General features: G+C 70.9%; 10 protein-coding genes. 9 read left to right on the forward strand and 1 reads right to left on the reverse strand.

What is annotated here, in order from left to right:
- Positions 1-15: 15 nt before the first annotated feature.
- The 6 genes from LXT23_RS18450 (at position 16) to LXT23_RS18475 (ending at position 9,793) form a co-directional block, all read left to right on the forward strand.
- Positions 16-834, forward strand: a complete 819-nt coding sequence (locus LXT23_RS18450; RefSeq protein WP_253981515.1) for an imm11 family protein — start codon at positions 16-18, stop codon at positions 832-834.
- 137 nt (positions 835-971) lie between these two features.
- On the forward strand, positions 972-2,165 hold the full coding sequence (locus tag LXT23_RS18455) for a serine/threonine protein kinase (protein WP_256560988.1): 1,194 nt from the start codon (positions 972-974) through the stop codon (positions 2,163-2,165).
- Between the two features lie 44 nt (positions 2,166-2,209).
- Entirely contained in the window at positions 2,210-3,346 is a 1,137-nt protein-coding gene (locus LXT23_RS18460) for a PEGA domain-containing protein (protein WP_253981517.1), read from the forward strand.
- An 87-nt stretch (positions 3,347-3,433) separates the two neighbouring features.
- The gene (locus LXT23_RS18465; RefSeq protein ID WP_253981518.1) at positions 3,434-5,473 is read left to right on the forward strand and encodes a TonB-dependent receptor plug domain-containing protein; all 2,040 of its coding nucleotides are present in this window, start codon (positions 3,434-3,436) and stop codon (positions 5,471-5,473) included.
- A gap of 99 nt (positions 5,474-5,572) precedes the next feature.
- Positions 5,573-8,986 (forward strand): peptidoglycan-binding protein, encoded by a 3,414-nt coding sequence (locus LXT23_RS18470; protein ID WP_253981519.1) that lies wholly within the window; start codon positions 5,573-5,575, stop codon positions 8,984-8,986.
- Positions 8,987-9,121: 135 nt separating this feature from the next.
- On the forward strand, positions 9,122-9,793 hold the full coding sequence (locus LXT23_RS18475; protein ID WP_253981520.1) for a hypothetical protein: 672 nt from the start codon (positions 9,122-9,124) through the stop codon (positions 9,791-9,793).
- A gap of 89 nt (positions 9,794-9,882) precedes the next feature.
- On the opposite strand, the gene LXT23_RS18480 is transcribed toward LXT23_RS18475, so the two are convergent.
- Positions 9,883-10,200 (reverse strand): hypothetical protein, encoded by a 318-nt coding sequence (locus tag LXT23_RS18480; protein ID WP_253981521.1) that lies wholly within the window; start codon positions 10,198-10,200, stop codon positions 9,883-9,885.
- A 633-nt stretch (positions 10,201-10,833) separates the two neighbouring features.
- Between LXT23_RS18480 and LXT23_RS18485 the strand changes: the two genes are divergently transcribed.
- From LXT23_RS18485 to LXT23_RS18495, 3 genes are read left to right on the forward strand one after another with little or no spacing between them, the layout of a single operon-like run.
- Positions 10,834-12,060, forward strand: a complete 1,227-nt coding sequence (locus tag LXT23_RS18485; RefSeq protein ID WP_253981522.1) for an ROK family transcriptional regulator — start codon at positions 10,834-10,836, stop codon at positions 12,058-12,060.
- Positions 12,057-12,911, forward strand: a complete 855-nt coding sequence (locus tag LXT23_RS18490; RefSeq protein ID WP_253981523.1) for a glycoside hydrolase family 16 protein — start codon at positions 12,057-12,059, stop codon at positions 12,909-12,911. The genes LXT23_RS18485 and LXT23_RS18490 overlap by 4 nt, the downstream gene beginning before the upstream one ends.
- On the forward strand, positions 12,908-14,551 hold the full coding sequence (locus LXT23_RS18495; protein ID WP_253981524.1) for an ABC transporter substrate-binding protein: 1,644 nt from the start codon (positions 12,908-12,910) through the stop codon (positions 14,549-14,551). The genes LXT23_RS18490 and LXT23_RS18495 overlap by 4 nt, the downstream gene beginning before the upstream one ends.

Raw genomic sequence — 14,551 nt, forward strand, 5'->3', positions numbered from 1 at the left:
GGGTAGAATCGGCGGATGTTCAGGCGGTTCACCGAGGCGCTCCGCGTGCTGGCGCGACGCTCCCCGAGGCAGGCCTCCACTCCCGGAGCCCTGTGGGAGAATCCGCCCGAGGTGTCGGAGCAGGCCGCCGAGCCGGCCCTGGGCGAGCCGCCCCGCCGGATGTCGGCCGCGCGCCGGCCCGCCGCCCGCGCCTCCCGGCCGGTGCGCTACTTCGACCTCCACGACGACTACCGCTTCCCCGAGCGGGTGGAGCTGTCCGACCCCGTCTCCCTCGAGAAGGTGAAGGTGGACTCCGTCTGGCAGTTCACCTCCGGCGCGCGGGTGACGGGCCTGGGGAAGCTGCGCTGCGCCCCCCAGCCGCCCGGAGTCCCGCTCGACTTCTCCCTGGCGGGCGCGGGGCTCACCCCCATCGTCAGCGCGCGGGTGGCCTCCATCTTCCGCGAGCTGGCCCCGGACGACGTGCAGCTGCTCCCGGTGGAGATTGAGGACCGCCGCGAGCGGTTCTTCATCCTCGTCGCCACGCGCCTGCTGCGCTGCATCGACGAGCGCGCGTGCACGGAGCTGCGCCTCTACACGCCGGAGGACGGCCTGCCCGAGCGCGTGGGCCAGTACCGCACCGTGCGCGGCCTGCGCGTGGACCCGGAGAAGACCGCCGGCGCCCGGGTCTTCCGCTCCTGGGGCTGGCCCGTGAGCCTCATCGTCTCCGAGGGAATCAAGGAAGCCCTGGAGCACGCGGGCGTCACCGGGGCCCGGTTCGCCGAGGTGACGGGCCCCGTCCCGCCGCAGCACCGCCGCAAGGCGGGAGCGAAAAAGCCAAGGAAGACACGGCGTTAGTCCCGTCCGTCCACTGTCCGCCGATGTTCAAATCTGGTTGACAGCCGGCCCTGGACTTGTGGGGTAGGGAAAACGCCGATAGCCTCTCAATTTTCTAATAATTCTTGAGGGGACAGTTGGACAGGGTCAACACGTCATTGCCGGCTCCCGCAGAAGAGAGCTACTTCGGCAAATACAGGATTGTCCAACAACTCGCGTCTGGTGGGATGGCCCACATCTTCCTGGCCTCCATCGACGGGCCGGACGGGTTCTCCAAGCCGTGCGTGGTGAAGCGCGTGCTGCCGGAGTACGAGAACCAGGAGGCCTTCAGCCGGATGTTCGCCGACGAGGCGAAGGTCGCCGCGCTGCTGACGCACCCCAACATCGTCCAGGTCTTCGACTTCGGGAAGATTGATGGCCAGTACTACCTGGCCATGGAGTGGATTCAGGGCCAGTCGTTGGACCGGCTGCTGCGCTCCGCCTCGAAGGTGGGGTACCCCATTGGCCCGCGCGTGGCGGTGGAGGTGGGGCTCGCGCTGGCGGACGCGCTGGCGTACGCGCACGCGAAGACGCTGCCGGACGGCACGCCGCTGCGGCTGGTGCACCGGGACGTGACGCCGGGCAACGTGCTGGTGTCGCGCGAGGGCATCGTCAAGCTGGCCGACTTCGGCATCGTGAAGAGCGCGGTGAACCTGGAGCGCACGCTGGTGGGCGTGGTGAAGGGGAAGTACCCGTACATGTCCCCGGAGCAGATCCACAACCGGGAGCTGGACCACCGCTCGGACCTGTTCTCGCTGGGCATCGTCCTCTACGAGACCTCCACCGGGAAGCGCCTGTTCAAGCGCGACACCGTGGAGGCCACCATCTTCGCCACGTCCCAGGCGGAGGTGCCTCCGCCCTCCGAGGTGGTGCCGGGCTTCCCCGCCGAGCTGGAGCGCATCCTCCTGCGGCTGCTGGCGAGGGAGCCCGATGCGCGCTACGCGAATGCGCGCGAGGTGCGCGAGGAGCTGGAGCAGTTCCGCGCCTCGCAGGGCTGGACGCCCGGCGGCCGCGAGCTGGCCACGGCGGTGACGACGCTGTTCCCCCCCGACAAGACGGGGCAGGTCCCCACCGCCCTGTCCGCCTTCGGCGCGTCCGCGTCCGGGTCCGGCAGCGGCTCCAGCAGCAGCCGCACGCCCAGCGGCGTCCCGGGCTCGCGGCCCGCCCCCGTCGAGGCCACCAGCGCGACGGAGCACGTGCCGAGCGCGCCCGCCATGGCGCCCGCGAAGGCCGAAGGATTTCCCCTGGGGATTGCGGTGGCCGCGGGCGTCGCGGTCCTCGGCACCGCCCTGTTCTGGATGTTCGTCGCCTGAGGGGCGACACCCGCGCGGCGACCTGGCGCGGGAATGAGACGCAGATGAAACAGAAGACCTGGATTGCCGTCATCCTCCTGGGCACCGTCGCCGTCAACGCGGTGGCCTACCTGGCCGTGCGCTCCCGGCGCGCCGCCGAAGCGCCCTTCGCCGCTGGTGCCGAACCCGCTCGCGCGGCGCCCGCCACCGTGGCGTCGGTCTCGCCCCCGCCAGCCCCCGCCGCCGTCGAGCCCGCGCGGGAGGATGCGAACGAGGGGCTGGCCCGCGCCCGGCGGGCCGCCGGTCTGGCCGCGCTGGAGGACCGCGAGTACGACACCGCCGTCTCCGAGTTCACCGAGGCGCTGCGGCTGCGCGGGGACGACAAGGGAGACCTGGTGGAGCTGCTGCGCATCGCGGTGGACCTGCAGACGCGCGAGCAGGCCCGGGCGGCGCGCGCCGAGCGCTCCAAGCCGTCGCGGGAGACGGCCGCGACGTCCCGCGCGGCGAAGACCCGGGCGGCCCGGCTCGCCGCGCGCACGCAGCCCAAGGAGAAGGAGAAGGAAGCCGCCCCCGCCGAGGTGGAGGAGTCCCGGGGCGCGCTGCTGCTGGTGACGTCCACGCCCCCGGGGCTGACGGTGCTGGTGGATGGGAAGGCCGTGGACCTCACGCCGGCGCGCGTGCCCATGCGCGTGGGCACGTACCGCGTGGCCATCGCCCAGGGTGGGCGCAAGCTGGCCGAGGAGACCGTGGAGCTGGCCGAGGACGATGTCCACTCCATCAACCGCGACCTGACGGCCGACGTCGCGCCGCCTCCCGCTCGCGCCGCTCCGGCGCCGATGGCGGCGGCGCTCCCCTCCCCCGCGGCCGCGAGCCCCGTGAGCGCGCAGCAGCCCGCGGCGGCCCGCGCCGTGCCTGCAACCGCGCCGGCCAGCCCCGAGCCCCCGCCGCCCGCCACGGCCCGCACCGCGCCCACCTCCGTGGCCTCCGCCGCCGTCGCGCAGAAGGGCGACCTGGACGTCTCGTCCCCGTCCCTCTACGGCGAGGTGTGGATCAACAACCGGCCGTATGGCTTTCCACCCATCAAGGCCCAGGGCCTTCCGGCGGGCACCGCGCGCGTCGAGGTCCGCGTCAACGGCGTGGTGAAGCGGAAGATGAACGTCGAGGTCGAGCCCGGCCGCCTCACCGCGGTCCGCGTCCGCTGAAGCCTCACCCTCTCCCGCGCCCCTTCCCCAGTTCCCCCCCGGGTGACGGCCTCAGGAGGCCCGCACCCCGGCTCGTTCGAGGTCCCCATGCCCCGCACCCCCAGCTGCCCTGGCATCTCCCTTGGCTTGTCCTTCCTCCTGTGCGCGGCGCCCGCCGTCGCCGGACAGGAGGCGCCCCCAGCGGAGGCCCTTCCCGTAGAGGAGCAGCCCGCGAGCACCAGCGAGGAGCCCGAGGTCCACAGCCAGGTGGCCTCGTTCGCCGTCACCCGGCTGCAGGAGTCTCCCGCCGTGGTCACCGCGATGAACGCGGACGAGATTCGCGCGTCGGGTGCGCGAGACTTGATGGACCTGCTGCTGCTGGTGCCCGGCTTCTTCTTCGGCGTGGACGTGCAGGGCTCGGTGGGCCCCGGCTTCCGCGGCCTGTGGGGCTACGAGGGCAAGGTGCTGCTCGTCGTGGACGGCAAGGAGCTGAACGAGCAGCTCTACTCCACGATGCAGCTGGGCAACGAGTTCCCCGTCGAGCTCATCGAGCGCATCGAGGTGGTGCGCGGCCCGGGCTCCGTCATCTACGGCGGCAACGCCGAGCTGGCCGTCATCAACGTCATCACCCGCGGCGTCCAGGGCAGCACGGACCTGTTGGTGTCCGGCACCTACGGGCAGCTCGAGAGCGTCAACGGCCGGCGCGGCGTGACGCTCTCCGGGCGCAAGGTCTTCGAGTCCGTGCCCGGCCTGAGCCTCTTCGCCTCGGCCGGCCTGGGCCAGGCCCAGCGCAGCGACGCCGAGTTCCAGGACTTCTTCGGCAACTCCGCGCAGATGGGCGGCAACAGCCAGCTGGACCCGACGACGGTGCAGGCGGGCGTGGGCTACAAGGACACGCAGCTGAGCGTCCTGTATCAGCGCTACAACACGTCCACCGTCGTCGCCTTCGACGAGGTGCTGTCGGCGCCGGCCCCCACCGAGTTCGAGAACCTCCACGCCGAGCTGAGCAACCGGCTCCGCCCGAGCGAGCAGCTGGAGCTGGTCACCCGCCTCAACCTCACGCTGTCGGAGCCGTTCCGCGATTCCGACCAGCAGTCCGAGTTCTATTACGAGAAGCAGGTGCGGCGGCTGCGTGGGCGCGCCATGGCCCGCTGGGCGGCGCTGGACTTCCTGCAGCTCACCGCGGGCGCGGACGTCACCTCCGATGAGGGCCGGCTCAACGGCCCCGCGGACGTCGGCCTGCAGACAGCCTTCGGCGAGGAGGGGGCCGACCGCGTCTCTTACCTGAACCTGGCCGGCTTCATGGAAGCGTACCTGGACAACCCCATCGCCACGGTGGTGGCCGGCGCGCGCTTCGAGAACCACAGCGCCTTCGGCAGCTCCTTCGTGCCCCGGCTGGTGCTGCTGCGCTCCTTCGGGCCGTTCAGCGCCAAGGCCCTCTTCAGCCGCGCGTTCCGCGCCCCCGGCATCGAGAACATCAGCCTGGGCGACGACGTCCGGCCGGAGCGCACCACCGTGTTCGAGCTGGAGGGCACGCTGCGGCTGGGTGAGGGCCACGCGGTGAGCGCGAACGCCTTCGACATGGGCGTGTCGGACCCCATCATCTACTCGTACGACGCGGTGTCGAACACGGAGGCCTACCGCAACCTGGGACGCCTGGGCAGCCGCGGCGTCGAGCTGGACTACCACCTCAAGGGTAGCTGGGGCCGCGCGACGCTCAACTACTCCTTCTATGCGCCGTCCGGCCGCAACGACGTGGAGGACTACCAGGTGCCCGGGCACTCCAACACCTTCACCGGCATGCCCACGCACAAGGCGTCACTCGCGGGCAGCGTGAAGGTGCTGCCGTGGCTCTCCATCAGCCCCACCGCCGTGCTCGTGGGCAAGCGCTACGCCGTGGACGCGCCGGATGACGCGGGCACCTCCGCCGTGCAGGAGCTGCCCACGCAGCTGCTCTTCAACCTCTTCGTGCGCGCGGAGAATGTGGGCACGCCCGGACTCGAGCTGGGCGCCGGTGTCTACAACCTGATGGGCACCAACTTTCGCATCGCCCAGCCCTACAACGGTGGCCATGCCCCGCTTCCCGTTTTCTCCCGGGAATTCATGGTGCGTGTGAGCTATCTGCTCGAGCCGGGCCTCGACTCATAATTCGAGAATCCGCCGTGACTCCCCCCGCCGTGACAACACCCGTGTGTCACGGCGGATAATACAAATGCCTGATGCATTTGTTCGAGGGGGACACGGTTCATGCGCGTCGATGGTTCATCACGTTCGTCACAGGCTCATTCACCGAAGGACGCGGGGGACGTCCAGAAGAGCGAGTCAGCCGAGCACAACGAAGTCCGGACGGAGGAGTCGTCCCAGGCCACGGGGCATGACTCCGAGTCGCACTTCGAGGAGGAGGACTCTTCTTCGTACCGGCTGAGCCCGCCGCCTCCGCCGCCGCCTCCCGAGCCGGAGCCCGAGGAGGAGCTTCCGCTTCCGAGGAAGGACCTGAAGCGCGGCGCCACCGGTGAGGATGTGGCGGCGGTCCAGGACTCGCTGGTGGAGCTGGGCTATCTGACGAAGGAGCAGGTGGCCACCGGGCCGGGCCTCTTCGGCCCGCAGACGGAGGCCGCGCTCAAGAAGTTCCAGCAGGAGCATGGCGTCACCGCCAACGGTGAGTATGCCGCCAGCACCCGCGAGGCGCTGTCGAAGGCGCTGTCGCAGGCGGCGCGCTCCGGTGGCCGGGCGCCGGGCTCGGCCATGTCGGCGGAGCAGGCGTTCATCACCCAGTTCACCTCCGAGTACAACCCGTACGGTCCGCGCGGCAGCACCAACTGCGGCCCCGCGAGCCTGGCGATGTCGCTGGCATACACCGGGCACATGCCGCCGGGGCTCACCAAGGAGCAGCAGGTGGACCATGCGCGCGCGCTGATGAGCCCGCGCCGCGCGTCGGAGTTCACGTATGCGCAGGCGTCGGACGGCACGCGCGTGCCGATGCTCAACCGCGACCGCGAGCTGACCGGCGGCACCATGGTGGGTGACGGCATCAAGGGCGCGGGGCTCGACTCGCGCTACGGGCAGGGCTGGGAGACGCTGGACAAGCAGCTCGCCGCGGGCAACCCCGTCATCGCCAATGGCTACACCAACTCGGCCTGGCGCTCGCAGTTCCCCGAGCGCATGGGCTCGGGCGACGTGGGCCACCTCAACGCCATCCTCGGCAAGACGGCGGAGGGGAAGTACATCGTCGCGGACCCGCTGCACACCGGCGGCCCGGTGGAGATGACGCGCGCGCAGCTCAGCGTCTTCTTCTCGCCCACCGGCGGCCAGCCCTCGTTCAACGCGCTGGAGGGCGCGTCACGCGGTGCTGGAGCCGCCGCCGCGGGTGCCAGCGCGGGCGCGGCGGCGGCCGGGGGCGCGGCGGGGCTGCCCTCGGGCCGTGGGACGAATGTCGCGGAGCTGCTGCGCAACGCCGCCAGCGGCCTGCCGCTGCCCCAGCCCGGCGTGGCGACGAGCAACACCCAGGTGCGGACCCAGGTGGCGACGCAGGCCACGGGCGCCACTCCCGCGACAAAGGCCCAGGAGGATGCGAAGGCGCTCGACGCGACGCTCCAGCGCAGCCTGCAGGAGGGCGCGGCCCAGTTCGAGAGGCTCATCAACGACAACCCGGACCCGGCCTACCAGGAGGCCCTGGTCAAGGCCGCCCGGCCCGCGCTGGTGAAGATGGGCGAGTACTTCTCCAGCGTGTCGCCTGAGACGGACCGCAAGCTGCGCCCGCCGCCGCCGCAGAAGCCGCCGGACCTGAGCGACCGCACGGTCCTCAACGAGCTGGGCGGCCAGGAAAACAACATCAAGTACCAGACGTACTACAGCCTGGCGCGCGCGGCGGAGAAGCTGCGGGAGCCGTCCGCGGGGCTGATGGGCGCGGCCTTCGCGGACAAGATGCCGCCGGGCATCACCCAGGGGCCGCTGCTGGGCGCGGTGAGGAACACGCTCGCCGCGGACATCGGCACGAAGCTGGCCTTCGAAATCGAGCGCTCGCTCTCGCGGTCTACCGTCACCACGCCCAACGCCCCCACGCACTTCCGCGACGCCCAGCTGCTCCACGAGGCGCTGTGGAAGCCCATCGATGCGATTCGCACGAACTTCGTCGCCGCCGCGGAGAAGGCGGAGGAGCACCAGAAGAAGCTCACCGAGCTGCTCAGCGGCCCGGCCAAGGTGCTCACCGACGAGCAGAAGCAGGCCGTCATCGCCGCCTTCATGACGCCGGAGCGCAAGGCGGACATGGAGAAGTTCGAGCAGCTCAGCAAGCAGCTCGCCCAGGTGGCGCCGGACGGGGTGCCGCCGAGCGACGCGGACCCGCGGGTGCAGGAGCTGGCGCGCGCGCTGCCGCGCATGGCCGAGACGGACTCGGGCGCCGAGTACCTCGCGAGGCAGCTGGAGGCCAAGGGCGAGGGCAAGCATGTCTTCCTGGACGTGGCGTCCAAGCTCAAGGACGGCAAGGACTTCGACGAGAAGCTCGCCATCGCGCTCGTGAAGTCCGCGGGCCGTGACGCCATCAAGGCCGCCAGCATCCGCGACGTCACCACGGCGAAGGAGATCTACGAGGGCCTGGCGCAGTACGCGCCCCTCTTCGGGATGCGCCCGGATGACATGCGGACGTACACGTCCGTGCTGCAGACGCTCAAGCCCAACATGTCGGCCGAGCAGTACAAGCGGAACATGGAGCCGCTCGACACCCTGCTGCGGAAGCAGGAGGCGGGCCTGATTGGCAATCCCGACACCCGGGGCGGCCAGGCGCTGCGCGGCCTGGGTGTCGCCATCTCCTTGGCGGCGCTCGCCTCGGATGCCAGCGAGTGGTCCGAGGGGGACGTGGCCGCCCATCTGAAGGTGGTCGGCGACTACATCAGCGTGGGCGCGGACGGCGCGGGCTACCTCACCGACATCCTGGTGAAGGGCGCGTCGGCCTCCAAGCTCATGGGCCGGCTGTCCGCGGTGGGCGCCATCCTCGGCGCGGCGGGTGATGCCATCCAGGGCTTCCAGGCCGTGAAGGAGGGCAAGTACTTCAGTGGCGCCGCCTCGGGCGCGCAGGCCATCGGCGGGGCCATCCTCGCCGCGTCCGCCTTCGTCAGCCTGGCCCCCGGCCTTCAGCTGGCGGGCGCCGCCCTGTTCGTGGGCGGCCTCATCGTGAAGTTCCTGGACCCGGACCAGCTCGTCCTGCGCGAGCAGCAGATTGATTTGCTGGAGCAGAGCGGCATGGACCGGCAGCTGGCCGAGAGCCTCATCTACTCCGGGCCCGAGTTCCTGGAGGAGACGCTGGGCCAGGGCTCCGGCATGTCCCCGAAGGACATCCAGCACTTCCTCGGCACGCACCCGGAGCTCGCGGGCCACAAGGGCTACATCCGGACGCTCGCCCAGGCCGCACACGAGTTCGGCATGACGGGCCCCAACATGGAGGAGTTCGTCGAGCGCCTGTCGCGGGCCCACAACCACGGCTCCGAGGACATGTTCAACCTGGGCGACCAGCTGCACACGCTGTTCTTCGGGCAGATGCCGACGATGGACGCCAATGGCAGACCCGTCACCCAGGGGCAGCGCTTCCGCGACTGGGTGGAGCGCAGCCACCCGGAGGTCGCCACCTGGGTGCGCGACGCCCAGCGCCGGGCGGGCGGCGACTGACGCGGCGCCGGCTCCGGCAGGAGGGGATGTGGGGAAAATGCAGGTCTGAAGCAACAACAGACCTGCATGTACGACAATGAATTACGGGGTTGGTTTCCAGCCCCTGTTCCCCTACCCCCTGCCCGGAGCAAAACCATGAGCGGCATCTCCAAGCTGTCCGCGGGTCCCTCGCTGGCTTCCTTCCGTTCCATCGGCTCGGACTTCAAGCCGCCGGAGCTGGGCGCGGTTCCGGGGCAGCAGACGGCGGACAACGCGCTGAAGGCGCTCAGCCAGAACCCGCTGCTGCGCTCGCTGCTGGGGGAGAGCTCCTTCGATGCCGCCACGGGCACCACCAAGGCGGACAAGGCCAACGCGTCCGCGAAGGCCCGGCCGGAGGAGGCGCTGAAGCAGATCCTCGACACCCTCAAGCAGCTCGTCAGCGTGCTCAAGTCGCTGGCCGGCCAGAAGCCCGGCGAGGACTCCGGCGCGGGCGCGGGTCAGCAGCCCCAGGGCGCGGCGTCGGCCGGCTCTCCCCAGAGCCCGGCGCAGCCGCAGACGCAGCAGGCCGGTGCGCCCCAGAACCCGGCGCAGTCCGCGGCCCCGCAGGGCGCGGCCCCGACGGAGGGTGCCGAGGGCGCGCAGGCCCCCGCCGCCGAGGAGGAGACCGACCCCCTCCAGAAGCTCATCAAGGCGCTGGAGCAGATCGTCTCGCAGATTGGCGAGCTGCTGAAGTCGCTGGGCGGGCAGGGCACGCCGGGCGCGGCCGACACGTCCTGCCCCTCCGGCGTGTGCGGCACCACCCCCACGCAGCAGCCCGCCGAGGCCTGAGCGCCCCGAGCACCGCCAGTCCATGAGTCATGCGTCGGCCCGCCAGCCCTCCGGTTGGTGGGCCGTCGTGCGTTCGAAGCCCCGCGCCGTCAGCTCCGGATGTAGCCGCGCTTGAGGCGCTCCAGCTCCGCGCCGAGCTTCTTCATCTCCTCGGACTGCTCGGGGACCATGCCGTTCTGCTGCAACACGGTGGCAAGCTGGCTCTGGAAGACCTCCACCAGCGCCGCCGAGGCCGGTGAGGCCGTGCTCTGGAGCTGACCGCCCAGCTGGGTGAGCAGCTCGCCCAGCGCCGCCGTCACCCGGCGAACCTCGTGCTCCAGTTGCTCCCGCGACAGCCGTCCCGGCTCCTTCGCCGCCTGCGTCAGCTGCCGCAGCGACTCGAGCAGCGAGTTCAGGTCCTGTGCCATGGCGATGCGCCTCCCGCGCCCGAGCCACGAGCCTACCCCCCCTGCCCAATCCCGGCCCAGGCCCCTCCCTGGAAACCCTCCTAAGGGATTCCCACCACCCCTGACGTCGGCCAGCGCCCGTGTGCCCCGGAGACGTGGTGAATCCGAGCGCCCCCGCTTGCAATTCCAGCAAAACCGCTGCTACTTTCTCCACCACTCGAACGAACTTGGGTGCGTTCGCTGCGGGCATGGGGCGGGACTCCGGAGGCGTGGGCATCCGGACGGGGCGTGAATCAGGGCCGTACTGCTCTGATGCGGCGCATCCACGGTGACGCGACGCGCAACGCAATCCCAGGCTGTCTGCGGTAGCTCAATCCTTCGGAATACGAACGAAGTCTCCACGGCGCTCGGGAGGGGCACATGCATCGCAACCAGCGCTTCTCCTGGACGTGGGTGGGCGCGAACGCGCTACCTGACCCAGGTCCCGACTCGGTACACAATCGACCCTGGCCGCGTTCGAGACGGCAAGGTCGTGGGTGGGGTCGGTTGGGTGGCCGATGGACGGACGACTCCGCTCGTCTTCTTCGTCGACGACATCCACTGGCACTGGACCCACGCCCCTGCCCCGCGGCGGAACGGGAGCGTGAGAGGCACATGCGAGTGGGAACGGTGGAGATGACGGTCGACGCGGCGGGCATGCGCGCGCAGAACAGCAGCCTGTTGCTCAACATGATCTGGCGCGAGCGGCAGATCTCCCGCGCGGAGATAGCCCGGCGGACGGAGCTGAGCCCGTCCACCGTGTCGGCCATCGTGGCCGACCTGGAGCACTCGGGCCTGGTGCGCAGCATCGGCGCCGGGGTGTCCCGGGGCGGCCGCCGGCCCACCCTCATCGGCTTCTGTGACGACGCGTTCAGCATCGTGGGCGTGGAGCTGGGCGCCACGCACGTGACGGCCGTCCTGTCCGACCTGCGCGGCCGGGTGCGCGCCCACCGCCACGCGCCGCAGGCGGTGCGCGACGACCCGAAGGGCACGCTGCAGAAGGTGCGCGAGCTGGTGCAGGAGTGCCTGGACGCCGAGCGCGTGCCGAAGCGCTCGGTGGTGGGCATGGGCGTCGCGGTGCCCAGCCCCGTGCACCCGTCCGCGCCGGGCAAGCTGTCGCCGCTCATCGTGCCGGCGTGGCGCGACTACGACGTGCAGGAGTCCTTGAAGTCGGCCTTCGGCCTGCCGGTGTTCGTGGACAACGACGCGAACCTGGGCGCGCTGTCGGAGTGCTACTGGGGCGCGGGCGTGGGCGGCGAGGACCTGACGTACATCAAGCTGGCCACGGGCATCGGCTCGGGCTTCATCATCCACGGCGACGTCTACCGTGGCTCCGGCGGCACCGCCGGCGAGATTGGCCACATCGCGGTGGACCCCGCGGGGCCGCAGTGCGTGTGCGGGCTGCGCGGGTGCCTGGTCACCCTCATCGGCTCCGGGCCGCTGGTGGAGCGCGCGCGGGAGCTGATGGGCGTCAAGGGGCGCCGGGCGCCCACGGTGCGGGAGCTGGTGGAGGGGGCGCGCGCGGGTGAGCCGGCCGCGCGCCAGGTCATCGACAGCCTGGGGCACTACCTGGGCATCGCCGTGGCGGGCCTGCTCAACCTGCTCAACCCCGCCATCGTCGTGCTGGGCGGAGAGATCTCCTCGGTGGGAGACCTGCTGCTGGACCCGCTTCGCGCGTCGGTGCGCAAGCGGGCGCTGTCCACCTCCATGGCGGAGACGCGCATCGTCACCTCCGCCCTGGGAGACCGCGCCATCGCCGTGGGCGCGGCCACGCTCGTGCTGCAGGCGGCGCTGCGCGACCGCTCCTTCTTCCCACTCCAACATGCAGGAAAATCCGCATGACCTCAGCCCGTCTCCTCCCCTGGCTCGCCGCCGTGGGGACCCTCGCGTGTGACCCCGCGGCGCACAGGGCCAACAAGCCCGAGACGCCGCCCATCACCACCCCCCAGCCGAGCACCGACTGGGAGCTGGTGTGGCAGGACGAGTTCGACGGACCCGCGGGCATGCCCCCTTCCGCCGAGCGCTGGTCCCACGACGTAGGAGGAGAGGGCTGGGGCAACGAGCAGCTGGAGTACGACACGGCGCGCACGGAGAACGCGGCGCTGGACGGTGACGGCAACCTGGTCATCACCGCGCGCAAGGAGCGCTACGGCGGACGCGACTACACCTCCGCGCGAATCAAGACGCAGGGGAAGTTCGAGCGCACCTATGGCCGGTTCGAGGCGCGCCTCCAGCAGCCGGTGGGGCGCGGCCTGTGGCCGGCGTTCTGGCTGCTGGGCTCGGACATCACCACCGTGGGTTGGCCGGACTGCGGCGAAATCGACATCATGGAGTACCGGGGCCAGCTGCCGTCCATCACCACCGGTGCGCTGCACGGCCCGGGCTACTCCGGCGGTGACAGCCTCCATGGCCAGGTCGTCATCAGCGGCACGAGGCTCAACGAGGACTTCCACGTCTACGCGGTGGAGTGGGAGCCGGACCGCATCCGCTGGATGGTGGACGGCAACGTCTTCTTCGAGGCGACGCCCGCGAGCCTGCCCGCCGGGAAGCGGTGGGTCTTCGACCATCCGCACTTCATCATCCTCAACCTCGCGGTGGGCGGCGGCTTCGTGGGCCCGGTGGACCGCACCACCGTCTTCCCGCAGCAGCTGAAGGTGGACTACGTCCGCGTCTACGCCAAGGCCGCCCCGTGAAGTCCGCGACCTGGCTGCTGCTGTCCGTCCTGTGGCTTTCCTGCACGACGGAGTCCCGCCCCCGTCCTCCGGCCACGCTGTTCGTGTCCGTGGAGATGCACAGCGCCTGGGTCCGTAACTTCAACCCGCTGTTCGCGGGGGCGGGCTCGCGCTGGCCCACGCGCGCGGGCGTCTACGAGTGCATGGAGATCTACACCCCCTCCACCGGGAAGTGGGTGCCGTGGCTGGCCACGGGGCACACCTGGTCCGAGGACCGGCGCACCCTGCGCTTCACGCTGCGCGAGGGCGTGCGCTGGTCCGACGGCCGGCCCTTCCACGCGGAGGACGTGGCCTTCACCTTCCAGCTCATGAAGCGGCACGCGGCGCTGGACGGCGGCGGCATCTGGCGCTTCATCGAGGACGTGCGCGCGGAAGATTCGCACACCGTGGCCTTTCACTTCTCGCGCGTCTACATCCCCGGCTTCGCGGAGCTGGCGCACCAGCCCATCGTCCCGCGCCACGTCTGGGAGAAGGTCGCCGACCCGGTGACGTTCACCAACCCGGAGCCGGTGGCCACCGGGCCCTTCACCGAGGTGCGCGTCTTCCGCAACCAGGTGTACGAGCTGGGGAAGAACCCGCACTACTGGCAGCCCGGCAAGCCCGCCGTGGACGCGCTGCGCTTCCTGGCCTTCCCCACCAACGACCAGGCCAACCTGGCGCTGGTGGAGGGCGACGTGGACTGGGCCGGCAACTTCGTGCCCGCGGTGGACCGCACCTTCGTGTCCAAAGACCCGGAGCACCACGCGCGCTGGTTCCCGCTCTTCGGCAGCACCGTCTTCCTCTACCCCAACACGAAGCGCGCCCCGTTCGACGACGTGCGGGTGCGCAAGGCGCTGAGCATGGGGGTGGACCGCGAGCGGCTGGTGGACATCGCCATGTACGGCTACACGCGCCCGGCGGACTCCACCGCGCTGAATGACTCGTACACCCGCTGGCGCGACGAGGAGGCCGCGAACGGCACGTGGGTGCGCCACGACGTGAAGGAGGCGGCGCGGCTCTTGGACGAGGCGGGACTGAAGCCAGGCCCGGACGGCCTGCGGCGCGGGCCGGACGGCCTGCCGCTGAAGCTCGACATCGAGGTGGTGGGCGGCTGGTCCGACTGGGTGCGCGCGGGCCAGGTGCTGGCGAGGGACTTGCGCAAGCTGGGCCTGGACGCGCACCTCAAGACGTACGAGTTCGGCGCGTGGCAGGCCCGCCTGCAGAAGGGCGAGTTCCAGCTGTCCATCGCCTGGTCGCTGGACGGGCCCACGCCGTACACCTTCTACAAGTGGCTCATCTCCTCGCACACGGTGCGCCCGCTGGGCGAGGTGGCGGCGTCCAACTGGCACCGCTTCGGAGACCCGGAGGCGGACGCGCTGCTGACGCGCTTCGAGACGGAGGTCTCTCCAGAGGAGCAGAAGGCGCTGATGGCGGCGGTGCAGCGGCGCTTCTCGGAGCTGGCGCCGGCCATTCCCCTGTTCCCCAACCCGTCCTGGGGCGAGTCCAACTCGAAGCGCTTCACCGGCTTCCCGACGGCGCAGAACCCCTACGCACGGCTGTCTCCCCATGCCGAGCCCGACAGCCTGCTGGTGCTGACGGAGCTCGCCCCGAGGAAGCCCTGA

The organism is Pyxidicoccus xibeiensis (assembly GCF_024198175.1).
Lineage (GTDB): Bacteria > Myxococcota > Myxococcia > Myxococcales > Myxococcaceae > Myxococcus > Myxococcus xibeiensis.